At 44.6% G+C, this 15426-nt stretch carries 15 protein-coding genes, 2 tRNA genes and 1 rRNA gene; 15 read left to right on the forward strand and 3 right to left on the reverse strand.

The window, feature by feature from the left end; all coding sequences use genetic code 11:
* The first annotated feature begins 13 nt into the window (after positions 1–13).
* From rrf to C1A12_RS14700, 10 genes are all read left to right on the forward strand, one after another.
* Positions 14–127, forward strand: a 5S ribosomal RNA gene (rrf, locus tag C1A12_RS14655).
* 66 nt (positions 128–193) lie between these two features.
* Positions 194–270: transfer RNA gene (locus C1A12_RS14660), tRNA-Met, on the forward strand.
* Positions 271–435: 165 nt separating this feature from the next.
* Positions 436–512, forward strand: a tRNA-Asp gene (locus tag C1A12_RS14665).
* A 122-nt stretch (positions 513–634) separates the two neighbouring features.
* Positions 635–1603: a thiamine-phosphate kinase gene (gene thiL, locus C1A12_RS14670; protein ID WP_101844956.1), complete on the forward strand. Its 969-nt coding sequence runs from the start codon at positions 635–637 to the stop codon at positions 1601–1603.
* Position 1604: 1 nt separating this feature from the next.
* Positions 1605–2057 (forward strand): tRNA (adenosine(37)-N6)-threonylcarbamoyltransferase complex ATPase subunit type 1 TsaE, encoded by a 453-nt coding sequence (tsaE, locus tag C1A12_RS14675; protein ID WP_101844958.1) that lies wholly within the window; start codon positions 1605–1607, stop codon positions 2055–2057.
* The gene (gene tsaB, locus C1A12_RS14680) at positions 2054–2740 is read left to right on the forward strand and encodes a tRNA (adenosine(37)-N6)-threonylcarbamoyltransferase complex dimerization subunit type 1 TsaB (protein WP_101844959.1); all 687 of its coding nucleotides are present in this window, start codon (positions 2054–2056) and stop codon (positions 2738–2740) included. The genes tsaE and tsaB overlap by 4 nt, the downstream gene beginning before the upstream one ends.
* Positions 2741–3187, forward strand: a complete 447-nt coding sequence (gene rimI, locus C1A12_RS14685) for a ribosomal protein S18-alanine N-acetyltransferase (protein WP_101844961.1) — start codon at positions 2741–2743, stop codon at positions 3185–3187.
* The gene (gene tsaD / locus C1A12_RS14690; protein WP_101844962.1) at positions 3184–4212 is read left to right on the forward strand and encodes a tRNA (adenosine(37)-N6)-threonylcarbamoyltransferase complex transferase subunit TsaD; all 1029 of its coding nucleotides are present in this window, start codon (positions 3184–3186) and stop codon (positions 4210–4212) included. The genes rimI and tsaD overlap by 4 nt, the downstream gene beginning before the upstream one ends.
* Positions 4213–4552: 340 nt before the next feature.
* Positions 4553–5095, forward strand: a complete 543-nt coding sequence (locus C1A12_RS14695) for a TetR/AcrR family transcriptional regulator (protein WP_101844964.1) — start codon at positions 4553–4555, stop codon at positions 5093–5095.
* A gap of 144 nt (positions 5096–5239) precedes the next feature.
* Positions 5240–5425, forward strand: coding sequence for a CsbD family protein (locus C1A12_RS14700; RefSeq protein WP_101844966.1), 186 nt, complete (start codon positions 5240–5242; stop codon positions 5423–5425).
* An 88-nt stretch (positions 5426–5513) separates the two neighbouring features.
* On the opposite strand, the gene brnQ is transcribed toward C1A12_RS14700, so the two are convergent.
* Positions 5514–6881 carry a branched-chain amino acid transport system II carrier protein gene (gene brnQ, locus C1A12_RS14705; RefSeq protein WP_101844967.1) on the reverse strand — a complete coding sequence of 456 codons (1368 nt, stop codon included), beginning with the start codon at positions 6879–6881 and terminating at the stop codon, positions 5514–5516.
* A gap of 350 nt (positions 6882–7231) precedes the next feature.
* Here brnQ and dacB point away from each other — a divergent pair, with 350 nt between their 5' ends.
* Positions 7232–8728, forward strand: a complete 1497-nt coding sequence (dacB, locus tag C1A12_RS14710; RefSeq protein WP_101844969.1) for a D-alanyl-D-alanine carboxypeptidase/D-alanyl-D-alanine-endopeptidase — start codon at positions 7232–7234, stop codon at positions 8726–8728.
* Positions 8729–8776: 48 nt separating this feature from the next.
* On the opposite strand, the gene C1A12_RS14715 is transcribed toward dacB, so the two are convergent.
* The gene (locus tag C1A12_RS14715) at positions 8777–9181 is read right to left on the reverse strand and encodes a carboxymuconolactone decarboxylase family protein (RefSeq protein ID WP_101844971.1); all 405 of its coding nucleotides are present in this window, start codon (positions 9179–9181) and stop codon (positions 8777–8779) included.
* A 14-nt stretch (positions 9182–9195) separates the two neighbouring features.
* Positions 9196–10746: a BCCT family transporter gene (locus C1A12_RS14720; protein ID WP_101844973.1), complete on the reverse strand. Its 1551-nt coding sequence runs from the start codon at positions 10744–10746 to the stop codon at positions 9196–9198.
* Between the two features lie 342 nt (positions 10747–11088).
* On the opposite strand from C1A12_RS14720, the gene C1A12_RS14725 reads away from it, so the two are divergent.
* From C1A12_RS14725 to C1A12_RS14740, 4 genes are all read left to right on the forward strand, one after another.
* Positions 11089–11979 (forward strand): 3-keto-5-aminohexanoate cleavage protein, encoded by an 891-nt coding sequence (locus C1A12_RS14725; RefSeq protein ID WP_101844975.1) that lies wholly within the window; start codon positions 11089–11091, stop codon positions 11977–11979.
* A gap of 3 nt (positions 11980–11982) precedes the next feature.
* Positions 11983–12927 (forward strand): 3-hydroxyacyl-CoA dehydrogenase NAD-binding domain-containing protein, encoded by a 945-nt coding sequence (locus C1A12_RS14730; RefSeq protein WP_101846459.1) that lies wholly within the window; start codon positions 11983–11985, stop codon positions 12925–12927.
* Positions 12928–12939: 12 nt separating this feature from the next.
* On the forward strand, positions 12940–13410 hold the full coding sequence (locus C1A12_RS14735; RefSeq protein ID WP_101844977.1) for a thioesterase family protein: 471 nt from the start codon (positions 12940–12942) through the stop codon (positions 13408–13410).
* A 127-nt stretch (positions 13411–13537) separates the two neighbouring features.
* Positions 13538–15184 carry a DUF2207 domain-containing protein gene (locus C1A12_RS14740; RefSeq protein ID WP_159462199.1) on the forward strand — a complete coding sequence of 549 codons (1647 nt, stop codon included), beginning with the start codon at positions 13538–13540 and terminating at the stop codon, positions 15182–15184.
* Positions 15185–15426 lie beyond the last annotated feature (242 nt).

A 15426-nucleotide genomic window follows, 5' to 3' on the forward strand; every position in this document is an offset into this window, starting at 1 on the left:
CACCTCTATATGATGTGGTGGCGACAGCGAAGAGGTCACACCTGTTCCCATGCCGAACACAGCAGTTAAGCTCTTCAGCGCCGATGGTAGTCGGGTTTACCCCCGTGAGAGTAGGACGCTGCCACGTCGTTTCATTTTTTCAGTACTCATTGCTGATATTTCATGGAAACTAAATAATAGTTATCCACATTATCGCGGGGTAGAGCAGTCTGGTAGCTCGTCGGGCTCATAACCCGGAGGTCGCAGGTTCAAATCCTGCCCCCGCAACCAAAATTCAACTTACCTCGTTGCATATACCTCTTTGTTAGTTGGAAATAGTAGTACTTTTAAGTGCAACCAAAATTCAACTTACAGCATCGAAGAAAAAGTGACTTTCAATTAATTCAGCGGAGGACGTTGAATTATATTAGCAATTACACTTACAATTTAAATAACGGTCCGGTAGTTCAGTTGGTTAGAATGCCTGCCTGTCACGCAGGAGGTCGCGGGTTCGAGTCCCGTCCGGACCGCCATTACATCTTAAATTACAGCCTTAGGGGTTCCTTCCTAAGGCTTTTCTTTTGTTCTTTTTTATTTTCGCGTCCTTCCTTGGTATAATGGGTTTATTGTGAAGAGGCGTGAGAGGAGTTTTTCTATGGACGAGTTTTCTTTTATACGATCAATTCAGCCTTCTACTTATTCTCAGTCATCTTTGATTAAGGGAGTGAGTGATGATGCGGCAGTCTTTCGTCAACCATCCGAGGATATTGTGACGACGGTGGATACTATGGTGGAAGATGTTCATTTCTCAAAAAAGACAATGGATCCCTATCATGTAGGCTATCGGGCGTTGGCTGCGAATCTAAGTGACCTGGCAGCTATGGGTAGTACGCCTGCCTTTTATTTAGTCTCCCTGGTGGTTTCAGATGAGTGGTCGGAGGAAGAACTTAAGGAGTTATATCGCGGCATGAGCACACTGGCTGAAGACTATCGTATTGACTTAATTGGCGGTGATACGGTATCTGGAAAGCAGTTGTGTTTATCGATTACAGTGTTTGGCTATGTTTTAAAAAATAAAGCGCGTTATCGTAGTGTTGCTCGTCCAGGTGATGTTGTATTTGCAACAGGGACGTTAGGAGATGCGCGGGGCGGGCTTGAATGTTTACTTACCGATCTTTATGACCCTTATTTAGTAAAGAGACACCGAATGCCTGATCCGCGGGTGAATTTTGCTATAAGCTTAGCAGCTCTGTCACGTGTATGCTTAAATGATGTAAGTGACGGTATTGCAAATGAAGCTAATGAAATCGCTGAGTCTTCTGATGTCGTACTTGATTTAAACGTTGGCGACATTCCTTTTTCTCCTCAACTTGCGAAGCTTTTTCCTGACCACTATGAAGAATGGATGCTTTCAGGTGGGGAAGACTTTGAATTAATTGGGACGGTTAGTGATAAGGAATGGCCGCTTGTGCTTGAGGCTGGCAAGCGAACGAATACCTCGGTCAATCAGATCGGCCGTGTAATAGAGAGTAAAGGTAAGCCATCTGTCCATCTTTCTAAAGAAGGGAAACGATCACTGTTAACTAAATCAGGGTATACCCATTTGCAAGAGGAACGTGGTTAATATGACAATGATATGGAAGACACATTCAGAAGAAGAAACGAAGGAGTTTGCCGAACAACTTGGGCGCTTACTGACCGCTGGTGATGTGCTGACACTTGAGGGAGGTTTAGGTGCTGGAAAAACGACCTTTACAAAAGGACTGGCCCAAGGTCTCGGAGTTAAGCGAACCGTGAACAGTCCAACGTTTACGATTATAAAAGAGTATATGGGACGGCTGCCGTTTTATCATATGGATGTGTATCGTTTAGAGGAGAGCGATGAGGATTTGGGTTTTGAGGAGTTTTTCCATAGTGAAGGGGTGACGGTAGTGGAATGGTCGCAGTTCATTGAGGACTACCTCCCTGAAGAGCGTTTAGACATCGTTATTACGCAAGTTAGTGAAACATCGCGTACGATTTCGGTTACACCCCGGTCGCCTCATTTTGAACAAGTGTGTAAGGAGTTGGACTCATGAATATACTAGCGATCGATACGTCAAATGATGTGTTAGGTCTTGCGGTTGTCAAAGACGGAGTCGTCTCTGGAGAGCTGATGACCAATGTGAAGAAAAATCATTCGGTACGGCTGATGCCAGCGATCGATCAACTGATGCGCGAAACACAGACGAAGCCGGCGGAGTTAGACCGGATAGCCGTGGCGCACGGTCCGGGTTCTTACACGGGAGTAAGGATCGGATTAACCACCGCAAAAACTATGGCCTGGTCGTTACATATTCCGGTGATCGGGATATCAAGCCTAGAAGCAATGGCGAGTCAGGGACAGCTTTTCGAGGGGCTGATTTGTCCATTTTTTGATGCGAGAAGAGGGCTTGTTTATACAGGTCTTTATGATCACAATATGGAAGTTATCAAAGAGGAAGCGAATGTGGTTATGACGGATTGGCTTAGCTCCTTAAAGGAGATGGAGGAATCAGTTCTGTTCGTCAGTCAAGACCTTACATTGCACGAGGATGTGATTAAAGAGTACCTTGGGGAGAAAGCGGTGTTTCCTGGTGCAGGGTATCATTATCCGCGTCCGTCTTATTTAGGTCTGGCGGCAATTGATAAAGAGCCAGGGTCTTTACATGAGCTCGTTCCGAACTACTTACGGCTCCCGGAAGCTGAGGCAAAATGGCTTGCGCAGCAGGAGAAACAGTAAATGGCACAGATTCGGCAAATGCTTGAAAGTGACGTAAAGCAGGTGATGGACGTCGAACACGCAACGTTTACTGTGCCCTGGTCGGAGGAAACGTTCAGGAGTGAAGTAAACGGAGAGAATCCTTACGCTCACTATTACGTGATTGAAGAGGATGGAAAAGTGTTCGGCTATTGCGGCGTGTGGTTAATTATTGATGAAGCACACGTTACAAATATCGCGATCCATCCTGACTATCGGGGGAAAAAGTACGGAGAGCAGTTGTTTCGGTATTCATTTGAACAAGTGATTGAAATGGGTGCCATTCAGCTGAGCTTAGAAGTGAGGGTGTCCAACACGGCTGCCCAGTATCTTTACCGCAAGTTCGGACTCGTTCCCGGCGGCATAAGGAAAAACTATTATACGGATAATGGTGAAGACGCATTAGTGATGTGGGTGGGGTTAAAATGAAGAATCAATATATTTTAGCGATTGAAACGAGCTGTGATGAAACAGCTGTTGCCATTGTAAAGAATCAACGTGAACTTGTAACTAATGTAGTTGCTTCACAAATTGAGAGTCATAAGCGATTTGGCGGTGTCGTGCCGGAAATCGCTTCCCGGCATCATATTGAACAAATAACAGTTACTCTTGAAGAAGCACTAACTAAGGCAGAGCTTTCGATCGACGATATTGAGGCGATTGCCGTGACAGAAGGCCCTGGACTTGTCGGAGCCTTGCTTGTCGGTGTAAATGCTGCAAAAGCTCTAGCGTTTGCAAAGCAGAAACCGCTTGTCGGTGTTCATCATATTGCGGGACATATTTACGCCAACCGTCTGGAAAAAGAATTTGAATTTCCACTGCTTTCTCTTGTCGTCTCAGGGGGGCATACAGAGCTGATTATTATGGACGAGCACGGAAGCTTCGAAGTAATAGGAGAGACACGTGACGATGCCGCAGGAGAGGCCTATGACAAAGTGGCGCGTACGTTAAAGCTTCCTTATCCCGGTGGACCGCAAATTGACAAGCTTGCCCAGCAAGGAGAAGTGTCGATCGATTTTCCCCGGGCCTGGCTTGAAGAAGACTCGTTTGATTTCAGCTTCAGTGGTTTAAAGTCCGCAGTTATCAACAAGATGCACAATGCAAAACAGAAAAATGAAGATCTTCCTCCACAGGATGTGGCGGCAAGCTTTCAGGCAAGTGTTGTAGATGTGTTATCCACAAAAACGTTCCGAGCGGCAGAAGCGTATGGCGTTAAGCAGGTGATCGTTGCAGGCGGGGTGGCTGCCAACAGCGGCTTACGTAAGGCGTTGGAACAGAAGTTTGAAGCTGTGGATTGTGAATTGTTAATCCCGCCGCTTCACTTATGCACAGATAACGCAGCAATGATAGCAGCTGCTGGGGCTGTTGCTTATCAACAGGGGCATCGAGCCGGGTATGATTTAAACGCGAATCCTGGTCTTAACCTTGAAATGTACGGCAGAAGAGGCTCTTAAACTCCCTTTTATAAAAGGGAGTTTTCTTTGTATCTGTTTAGTTATACACAGACGTATATTTATACAGTGGATGAAATAATTATTTGGTTGAATTTAAAGTATAGAAAACGTTCCCATATTTTGTGGATAACTTAACTGTTATTTGTGGATAATGTGAATAAACTTGTTGAAAACCGATGATATCCATACACAACTGTTGAAAAGTGTGTGGATAGTAATACTTCTGTCATACAACTCTATGCAAATCTAATTCCACTCCTAAATGATCAGCTTAAATTGAAAAACCCTAAAACTACTGATAACATTATTGAAAAACGTACTTTATAAATGAGGGAAGAACATGCCAAGAGAATCGAAACGGCATAAAATTTTAGAAGCAGCTGCATTGATTGTAAAAGAACAGGGCAGTGATGCTTTGACGTTGGATGCTGTAGCTAAAAGAGCACAAGTCAGCAAAGGAGGTCTCCTGTATCATTTTTCAACAAAAGAAGCTCTGGTGGAAGGGCTCGTACAGCACATGAACGATATCTACCGCGGGAATGTGGAGGAGCTTGTTGAGAAAGACGATGGAGAGACAGGGAAATGGGCGAGATCGTTTATCAACGTCATGCATGCGAAAAGTGTGGAAAACGAAACGATCAGTGCCGGCATGTTGGCAGCTCAGGGGATAAATCCCAAACTGCTTAAACCATTACAGGATACATATGCAGATTGGCAGAATCATATTGAACACGACGGAATTGATCAAGTGGATGCGACAATTCTGCGTCTTGCTGTGGATGGCTTGTGGTTATCTGAAATTTTTGGTCTTGGTCCCTTGAATCCGAGTCTTAGGAAAAAAGTGCTTGAGCGGTTAACGGACCAAACGCATCCCACGGATTAACAACCTGTTAAAGGGTATAAGTCATCAGGACCTTTCTGGGAAATGGTGGCTTTTTTCTATTTCATGTAAACAGGAATAAAAGAATAGGATCGTTCTTAAACGGGTATATATTCTCCAAACGTTTAAAAAGGAGAGTGAAGATCGATGGCTGATAATAATGGGATGACTGATAAAGTAAAAGGTCAGAAGAATAAGGCCGAGGGAGAAGTGAAGAATCAAACAGGAAAGCTTAAGAACGATCCTAAAATGGAGAGTAGAGGAAAGAAGGATAAAGCAAAAGGAAAAGCCCAGAAAGGGATTGGAAATATTAAAAATGATATAAATAATTAAATCTGCTTGATTGCAGAGAAAGCAAAAACACCTCCAAAGTTGTAAAATGATTTTACATTTGGAGGTGTTTTTTATATAGCTTCCTAATTTAATTTTCAACTGTCCTGTACTGTGGAGTGGAATCGTCCTGTCCCGTCCAGAAACAACCGATCAAAGCACCTGCTAACGCTGGAAGAATCCAGCCGAGTCCGATGTCGTAAAGGGGTAAATAATGAACATAAAACTCCCTGACGGCTTCAATCGAGGAAAGGGAGGCTCCTGGTAAACTTTCAACTAAAGTATGGTACCCATCGACGATACTGACGAAAAACGTTAAAAACATAGATACAGCGTAAACACTGCGTTTATGAGCAAACAGAGGGGAGCTCAGTCCTAATAAAATAAGAACAATTGCAAGCGGATATAAGAACATCAATACCGGCAGAGCAAACTGAATAATATTGTTTAAGCCAAAGTTTGCAATCGTAAAGGAAACCAGGCATAGGATCAGCACGAACGTCTTATAGCTCACTTTTGGAAAGGTGTTATGGAAAAATTCACTGCACGAGCTGATCAAGCCGATACTTGTTTTTAAACAAGCGAGTACGATTATAATCGCAAGTAAAACCGCGCCAAAAGATCCGAAATAATATTGAGCGACAGCTGCAAAGATCAGCCCGCCGTTATCCAGTGTACCAACAGCCGATACACTGGAAGCCCCCATGTAGGTGATGAGGCCATAAATGAGCATCATTAAGCCCATAGCGAAGATTCCTGCTTTCCACGTAGCTTTTGCGATAGCCTTCGTGTCTGTAATTCCCTGGCTCTTAATGGCGTGAATAACGACAATCCCGAAAGCGAGAGAGGCTAGAGCATCCATCGTGTTATAGCCTTCTTTAAACCCGGTCATAAACGCCAGTTGAGAGTAATCGCCTGCTGGTACTCCAAAATTCCCCATCGGCCGTACGATTGCCACGATAATTAATAGGAATAAGAACACTAAGAATGTCGGCGTTAAGTACTTTCCGATATAATCCATAATTTTGGCAGGATTGAGAGAGAAATAATAGACAATCCCAAAAAACAAGAAGCTGAAGACACCAAGCCATAAGCTTGCTTGATCAGGATTCATAAAAGGTTCAAAACCGACCACAAAAGGTACCGTTGCAGTACGGGGAATAGCGAAAAACGGGCCGATTGTTAAATAAAGGATGAGACTAAATATAAGTCCAAAAAGTGGATGGACGCGGCTTGCTAAATCGCGCACTCCATTACTTCCTGACAAACCAATCGCCAGAATTCCTATAAACGGCAGCCCGATTGCTGTCACTATAAAGCCGATCAGCGCCGGCCAGAAGTTTGTCCCGGCCATTTGCCCTAATTGGATCGGAAAAATTAAGTTCCCGGCCCCGAAGTATAGCCCAAACAGCATCGTCCCGATGAGGGCATACGTTGAAAATGGTATTTTTTTCTGCATATTTCTTTGTTCCCTTCTCGTTGTAAAATGTGTCTCTATTTTTAACAATAAAGATAATATTAACAGGGATTGAGAAAAGGGACAACACGCTTAAGCTAAATAGGCTGCTGCAGCTTTCAATTACATAATCGATCAGCGGCTTTCCTAAATAAGAATGAGTGCATTGGAATAAGCTATATGTATAAAAAACCTACTATGGGGCTGTTTTCTACTTTAAAAATTAAAAAAAACTAAGACTTTCGCCAAAGGGACCAAGTATTTCACATATATTTTTACATTAAATTGTTAAAATTTTCTGTTTAATCTGCTAAGGTTAAAGGGACTACAATATTGAAGGAGGAAAATACATAATGAGGCTGTCCATCAAAAGTAAGCAAATGCTTATCCTGTTCCTTGCCGTGTTCTTAACGTTTACTCCTTCTCAAGCCATGGAGGAGCCTCAGGTAAAGGCATCACCTGAGGAAGGATCTATGTCCGATCAAATTGATGAAATAGTAAGTGATGAAAGATTAGACGGAGCATTAGCGGGAGTCAGTGTGCGTTCGGCTGACAACGGTGAGGTGAGTTATGAACATGATGGTGATGTTCGTTTAAAACCCGCCTCTAATATGAAGCTGCTGACAGGAGCTGCTGCACTCGAGACGCTCGGGGAGGATTACACGTTTACGACGGAAGTCTTTGTGGATGGCAGTATTAAGGGAAAGAAGCTGCATGGTGACTTGTATATAAAAGGAGAAGGCGATCCAACGTTAATGCAAGAGGATTTTGAAGCGTTCGCCCAATCCGTGAAAGAGAACGGAATTCAGGAAGTCAAAGGGGACCTCATCGCTGATGATACTTGGTACGACGATATCCGCTTATCTGAAGACATTTCATGGAACGATGAAACCAACTATACAGCTTCACAAATCTCAGCACTGACTGTATCTCCAAATGAAGACTATGATGCGGGAACTGTGATTGTCGACGCGTATCCTGCAGAGACAGAAGGCGATCCGGCGGAGGTGCAAGTCACCCCGGAGAATGACTATGTAGAAATCGTGAATAAAACAGTTACCACAGCCTCTAGCCAGTCCAGGGACATTTCTATTGAAAGGGAGCATGGCACGAATCAGATTATTGTTGAAGGGGAAATTCCACTGGAAGGGAGTCGTTCACGGTCCTGGGTAGCTGTTTCTGAACCGACAGGACTTGCCCTGAACTTATTTCACAAGGCATTAGCCGAAGAAGGAATCAAAGTCAAAGGTGAAGAGCGTGCAGGTGAAAAAACGCCCGAAGCAGCAGACTCACTTACTTCAAAAGAGTCTATGCCGCTAAAAGAGCTGTTTATACCATTTATGAAGCTCAGTAACAACGGGCATGCGGAAGTGCTGATAAAAGAGATGGGCAAAGTGGTTCATGGTGAAGGCAGCTGGGATAAAGGTCTTGAAGCAGTGGAAGAGTTTCTTGAAGGCAACGATGTTAACGCTGATGAGATGAGACTGCGTGACGGTTCCGGGATGTCACACGTCAATATGGTCCCGGCAAATGAAATATCACAACTTCTTTATCAGGTTCAAGACAAAGAGTGGTTCCCGACTTACTTAAATTCACTGCCGGTCGCTGGAGTAAGTGACCGCTTCGTCGGTGGAACGCTGCGCAATCGAATGGGCAATACCGCCGCAGAGGATAACGTGCAAGCTAAAACAGGTTCTTTAACAGGTGTGAATTCTCTATCTGGGTATGTGACAACAAAGGACGGGGAAAAGCTCATCTTCACGATTCTTTTAAACAATTACCTTGGAGCAGCTCAATCGATAGGAGATGAAGTTGCTGTTGCGTTAGCGGAGTATGAATCCGGCGAATAAAGTAAAAAAGTCACCAGCTTCCCTATGGAAGGGCTGGTGATTTTTTGGTTAAGCGTATGCAGCTTCTTTGGATCGTTCGTGAAAAACGTGCTGTGCCTGTTTTACTGCATTGATGACAGTTGGAAAACCGACATACGGAATGAGTTGAATCATGGCTTCTACAATTTCTTCTTCTGTTAAGCCCACGTTGAGCGCGGTATTAATGTGCAGTTCAAGCTGCGGAAGACTCCCCGCCCCTTGGGTAACCAGACTTGAAAGGACGGTCAGAGCACGATGCTTATTGCTTAAATTACTGCGGCTGTAAATATCCCCGTAAGCAAATTCAACAATATATTTTCCGATATCAGGAGCAATGTCTTCAAGTCCTTTCATCAGTTCAAAATGGTTTGTTCCTTTTTCTTCATTTGTATAATCGCGTAACTTCTCGATTCCTTTTTCATAGCGTGTTTTCATGGTGTGAACTCCTTTTACGATGCATTTTTTTCTTCTTCTTGCGCTTCAGCTGCTTCTTTATCTTCGTTTACAAGTTTAATAAATGACCAGCCTAAGATCGGGAGAATGATCAGCAGTGGAAAGCCTCCGATGATACTTATCGTCTGCAGGGTTGTCAGTCCGCCCAGATACATGAATACCATTGGCAGTACAGAAAGAGCGAGAGCCCAAAACAGTCGGTTTAAGCGGATCGGTTCCTTTTCAACACGTTTTTGAACGACAGAGGCGATAACGTAAGAGCCTGAGTCATACGTTGTTGACAAAAAGACGACTGCCAGTAATACAAATACGATGATGGCAAGTGTTGAGAATGGCAGCTGCGTTAAGGTTCCGATGATGGCTGCAGCATCTCCCTGCTCATTTAACGTATCCACTACAGAGTATTGTCCGGTCAGCTCCAGGTGCATGGAGAAGTTTCCTAGAATTCCAAAGAATAAGATCGTACCTAAACTTCCAAAGAGCACCGTCCCGAAGACGATTTGACGAATTGTACGACCTTTAGAAATCCGTGCAATAAACAAACCGACAAACGGAGCGTAAACAATCCACCATGCCCAGTAAAACACAGTCCAGCCTTCCGGGAAGCCGGTCTGTTCAAAGCCGCCAAGGTCATTAAAAGGTTCGGCCCACATGCTCATAAGAAAGAAGTTGTCCATCATGCGGCCAAGTGCTGTACCTGTTGATTCCATAATAAATGTCGTCGGTCCCACAGCAAAAATGAACAGCAGCAGGACAAAGGCCATCCACAAGTTAATATCACTAAGCAGACGAATCCCTTTCTGCAATCCAGAATAGGCACTGAATCCAAAAATCATCGTACATATGAGCAGGATTATTGATTTTGTGAAGATCGTATCGGGCATACCGACCAGGTGATTCAGACCGGCTGAAATAATCGGTGCAGACAGGGCAAGACCGGTCCCTCCTCCTCCGAGTAAACCGAACATGAACAGCACATCAACCAGTCGGCCGATCGGACCATCGGTGTATTTTCCAAGCACCGGACGGCAGGCTTCACTGATTTTAAATACATCCGTCTTTTTCACAAAAAACAAATAGCCAATCGGAAGGGCCGGGATCGCAAACATTGCCCAGGCAATCGGGCCCCAGTGGAAGAATCCGTAAGTAGAAGCCCATTGAATTGCTTCTTTAGATTCGGCTTCCATTCCAAAGGGAGGCCCCTGATAATAATAGGCCCATTCAATAACGCCCCAATAAAGAATTCCGGTTCCGATCCCGCTTGTAAACAGCATCGCCGCCCACGAGCTTGTTTTAAATTCCGGTTTCGTCGCTCGATCCCCTAGCTTAATGTCTCCGTAGCGGCTTATTCCTACGAAGATTAGAAAGAGAAGCATCACTAATCCTACTGATAGAAATAAGAATCCTAATCTCTGAGTGACAATATCGTTCGCTGCTAACACGACCTCTTTTCCTTTTTCCGGGAAAATGATCAGCGGGAGCGATACACAAATTAATAAGGACAATGCTCCCCAAAATGTTTTCCAATCCATGAGTTCTTTCCTCACAATAATCCTCCTTCATTTGATTTAATATTTATTTCAAGTTGTTTTCTTCTGCCTTTAAAACTGTACAATCCAGACGGTTTTCTTTCAAAATAGAGATAAGGGAGCAAATTAGAGTATATAGGATCATATAGAAGATAGTTGATAATATAAGACTTTTATCACAGATTTTGAATTGCATCAGTTTTTAATAGGTTATTACACGGAATAAGCGGAAGAATCTTAAAGTCTTCTTAGTTTTTAACAGGATATGAGAAAAAGGGATTGAAAATAAACAGTCCGGATGGTACACTTTGAAGCGTTGAACAATCAGAACTAAATCTAATTCAAAGGAGGACCTTTGGAATGAATAATAAAGTATTACTCACTTCTGCCGTTACAGGTGCAGGAGACACGCTAGAAAAAAATCCAAACGTACCGGTCACACCGAAAGAAATCGCAGAATCAGCGATTGAATCGGCGAAAGCAGGGGCAACGGTTGCCCATGTGCATGCACGTGATCCAAAGACAGGCGGCATCAGTCACAATCTTGAGCACTACCGTGAAATTGTGGATCGCATTCGAGAGTCTGAAACCGATGTGATCATTAATATTACGTCCGGGGGCGGGGGAGATTTTATCCCAAGTCTCAATACACCGGCTGCCGGCGGTGATGGAACTGATATCCAGACACCAGCAGAACGACACGAGCCGGTTGGTGAGCTGCTTCCTGAAATGTGTACTCTGGACTGCGGAAGCACGAATTTCGGCAACATGATTTATATGAGCCCGACAGACTGGCTGAGAGATCAGGCTAAGCTGATACAAAAAAGCGGCGTAAAGCCTGAGCTTGAATGTTTCGACACGGGTCACATTCGATTTGCCAGCCAATTAGTGAAAGAGGGACTGATTGATGGGGATCCGATGTATCAATTCTGTCTGGGAATTCCCTGGGGAGCGGCTGCAGATGCAGAAACGATGATGTATATGAAGAACCGCATTCCAGAGAACGCGCACTGGTCTGCTTTTGGAATCGGTCGGATGCAGCTCCCGATGGCTTCTCAGACCGCACTTCTTGGAGGGAACATCCGTGTCGGGCTGGAGGATAACATCTATCTCTCCAAAGGGGTTCCGGCAAAAAATGAGCAACTGGTCGATAAAGCAGTCACGATGCTGAACGGACTCGACCTTGAACCAATGACACCACAGGAAGCTCGTGAATATCTCAATCTTCGGAATCCGCTTGGAGGGAAATAAGTGATGAAAATTGCAATTGTTGGCACAGGAGTTATCGGAAATGGCTGGATTGTACGCATGCTTGCTCAAGGGTATGATGTAGTAGCAACGGATCCGGCAGAAGGGGCAGAAGAACGAATGCGTAAAGCGGTTGAGCAATCATGGCCTTACGTGGAAGCACTTGGATTGGCGGAAGGTGCATCTAAAGATCGATTAACGTTTGAACAAGAATTAGCAGATGCCGTTAAGGGTGCTGATTTTATTCAGGAAAACGTGCCTGAGGTCGAAGAATTAAAACAAACCGTACTACAGACGATTGACCAGCATGCAAAGCCGGATGCGCTGATTGGATCAAGCACGTCGGGGATCATGCCGTCAGAACTGCAGGAGAACCTTCAGCATCCCGAGCGGTTTGTCGTTGCGCACCCTTTCCACCCCGTCTATATCCTGCCGTTAGTGGAGGTTGTGCCTGGAAAACATACTACGCTTGAAAACGTGGAAAAAGCGAAGAACTTTTATGAAAGCATCAATATGAAAGTGCTGCTCGTTCGGCACGAGATTGAAGGACACATTGCCGATCGCTTAATTGAAGCAATTTGGAGAGAATCTCTTCATATTGTTAATGAAGGCATTGCGACCACAGAAGAAGTCGACAAAGCGTTTACTCACGGAGCAGGACTTCGTTATGCACAGTACGGACCTTTCCTGACCTTCCATTTAGCAGGCGGAGAGGGTGGTATGCGTCATATGCTGAAGCAGTTTGGGCCGGCACTGAAAAAGCCGTGGACGAAGCTGGAAGCTCCTGAACTGACCGATGAACTTTATGATAAAGTAGTATCAGGATGTGAAGCACAGTCGAACGGCATGTCGATGTCTGAGCTCGATCAAAACCGTAATGAGTTTTTGATCCGTTTATATGATTTAGTTCAGGAATACTGGCCAAAAGAGCAAGAGAAAACACGAGTGTAAAGGAGAGGTCATATGGAACAATCCTTTCTATTCAGACAAACCGTCCCTGCAGATTGGGTGGATTACAACGGGCACATGAACGATGCAGAATACAACCGTGCATTCAGTCAGGCGACAGATGCATTTATCGATCACCTCGGACTTGATGAAGAGGCACGCGCCCACTTTTCTTACACGATTTTTACCCTGGAAACCCACACGTGTTACTTGCAGGAAATGAAACAAGCGTCAGCCTTTGAAATTACAGCCCGTGTACTCGATTATGACGCCAAACGCATCCATTTATTTTTATTTATGCATGATGCAGACGGCAATATCGTGGCAACCTTGGAGGAAATGCTTATGGGAATTGATCAGAACGAAGGAAGAGGAGCACCATTCCCGGAGGCCATTAAAGAAAGTATTGCAGGCTTCTATGAGAAATGGTCGGAACACGATCTGCCTAAGCAAGCAGGCCGTACCATCGGTATTCGAAGAAAATAAACACCTCAAAAGGCAAGCAGTCTAGCATAACTAGAGGCTTGCCTTTTTATATGGGGATGGGGAAATTGTGAAAGATGAAACCTTTTCTTGTTAAGTTCGTAGAAAAGACAGAAAGCAGGTGACGAACGTGAAAAAAATAATCAGTGTATTTCTTCTTTTCTTTCTCTTAGGATTCCCTGTTACGGTAGCTGCGGTTGATTTTGAGATTGATGAAACGAACATAACAGCTTCCTTGCAGGCAAATGGTCAAGTGGCAGTAAAAGAAACCCACACGTACAGTTTTGACGGAGACTTTAACGGAATTACACGGACGCTTATTCCTAAAAAGAATACGGCGATCGCCAATGTACGCGCTGCTGAAGGAGACACCAGCTTGAAGGTTGAACAGGAAGATAACCTTTACAAGGTTTACCGCAGCGGTTCGGATGAAACGGTGACGGTCGACTTGTTTTATACCATTAAAGATGGTGTGAGTGTGTATGATGACGCTGCCGAGTTTTATTGGCCGTTTTTTGATGAAAGCAATGAATCGACGTATCATAATATGACGATCACGATTGAGCCCCCTGAACCTACTGAGGCAAAAGCGGCTTACGGCGAGGATGAAGCCTACGATACGGCAGTAACCAACGAGGACGGGAGTGTAACCTTCGAGCTTGGCGAGGTACCTGATGGAGAGAATGGAGATATCCGCGTAGCGTATGATCCACACCTTTTTCCTGCCACCCCTGTAACGAGTGAAGAACCGATGCTGGAAACCATTCAATCCGAAAAAGAGGCTTTAGATGAAGCGGTGGCCGCCAGAGAGGAGCAGCATGCACGCTGGGGAACCATTGGAGCATACACCACAGGCAGTTTAATACTTGCTGGCTTAGTATTAATCATACAAGGTTGGAGAAAAAGACAGGAAACCCTGCGTGAAGCAGAGCGGCAAAGTGATGGGGCAAGCCGTTTTCCATCCGTTTCAATGAGCCTCCCCGCTATGCTTGCTTTTACGAATCACGGGCACCTGCCGACCACATCGCTAACAGCTGCATTGCTTGACCTTGTTCGAAAAGGAAAGGTAGAGAAAGTGTCGGAAAAAGAATTTAAATTGGTTGACCGTTGGACCGACCATGAACATGAACGTCGTTTAATAGAGTGGTTGTTTGATGAGATCGCAAATAAAGAAACATTTCATGTGGATGATCTTACTGCTTATGCTGAGAACAAAGATAACCATGAAAGCTATCAACTGAACTACAGCGCCTGGCGAGATACGGTGAAGAACGAATATCTCCAATATGATTTATATAAAACCTCTGAGAAACCGAGGTGGATCGCAGGAATAGCTGCACTGATAACGCTGCCGCTTGTCATTCTCTTCCCTTATTATGAGCAGTTCGGCTGGATGGCTGCTTCCATTGCGTTACTTATCTTTTTTGTTGGCTTCGCAATTGGTTACCGTCCACTTACTATAGAAGGACACAAAATTAAGCTCGCGCTGCAGCCGCTTAAACATGGGGACCAGTGGAAAACATGGGAGAAAGAAGATCAGGTGCCTGCCCTTTTATATCAAATTGGTTCAGGCAGACGCGATCTGTTATCAAACCCTAATCCTGCTGTATCTTCATCAAACGACGACTGGGTCCTCTTCCTGCTGCTCGGAACCACTTTGCATAGCAGCTTTAAGAAAGCTGACGAGCACGCCTCTGTTTCCGCTGCTTCAAGCGTTGGCTCCGGCGGTGGAGGTGCTGGTGTCGGTGGCGGAGGAGGAGGTTCTGGCGCTTTTTAATCTTCTGTATAGAGAAGGGGCAGGGAAAAAGCTCTCCAAAAAGGTAAAACGGAGATCCTTTTTTCCAGCCCCTTTGTTCATAAACGCCTCGCTGAAAGTGTTAGAAATCATAGATGGATAGAGTTATTTATAATAGAATAAATGATAATCACAAACAAAAATCCATGACAATAGTGGGACATGGGTGATATTTGCTTGAATCCTGTGAATCATCATAGTTTGAATTTAAATAAGGGAGAAAC

This window comes from Halobacillus sp. Marseille-P3879, from assembly GCF_900240285.1.
Lineage (GTDB): Bacteria > Bacillota > Bacilli > Bacillales > Halobacillaceae > Halobacillus_A.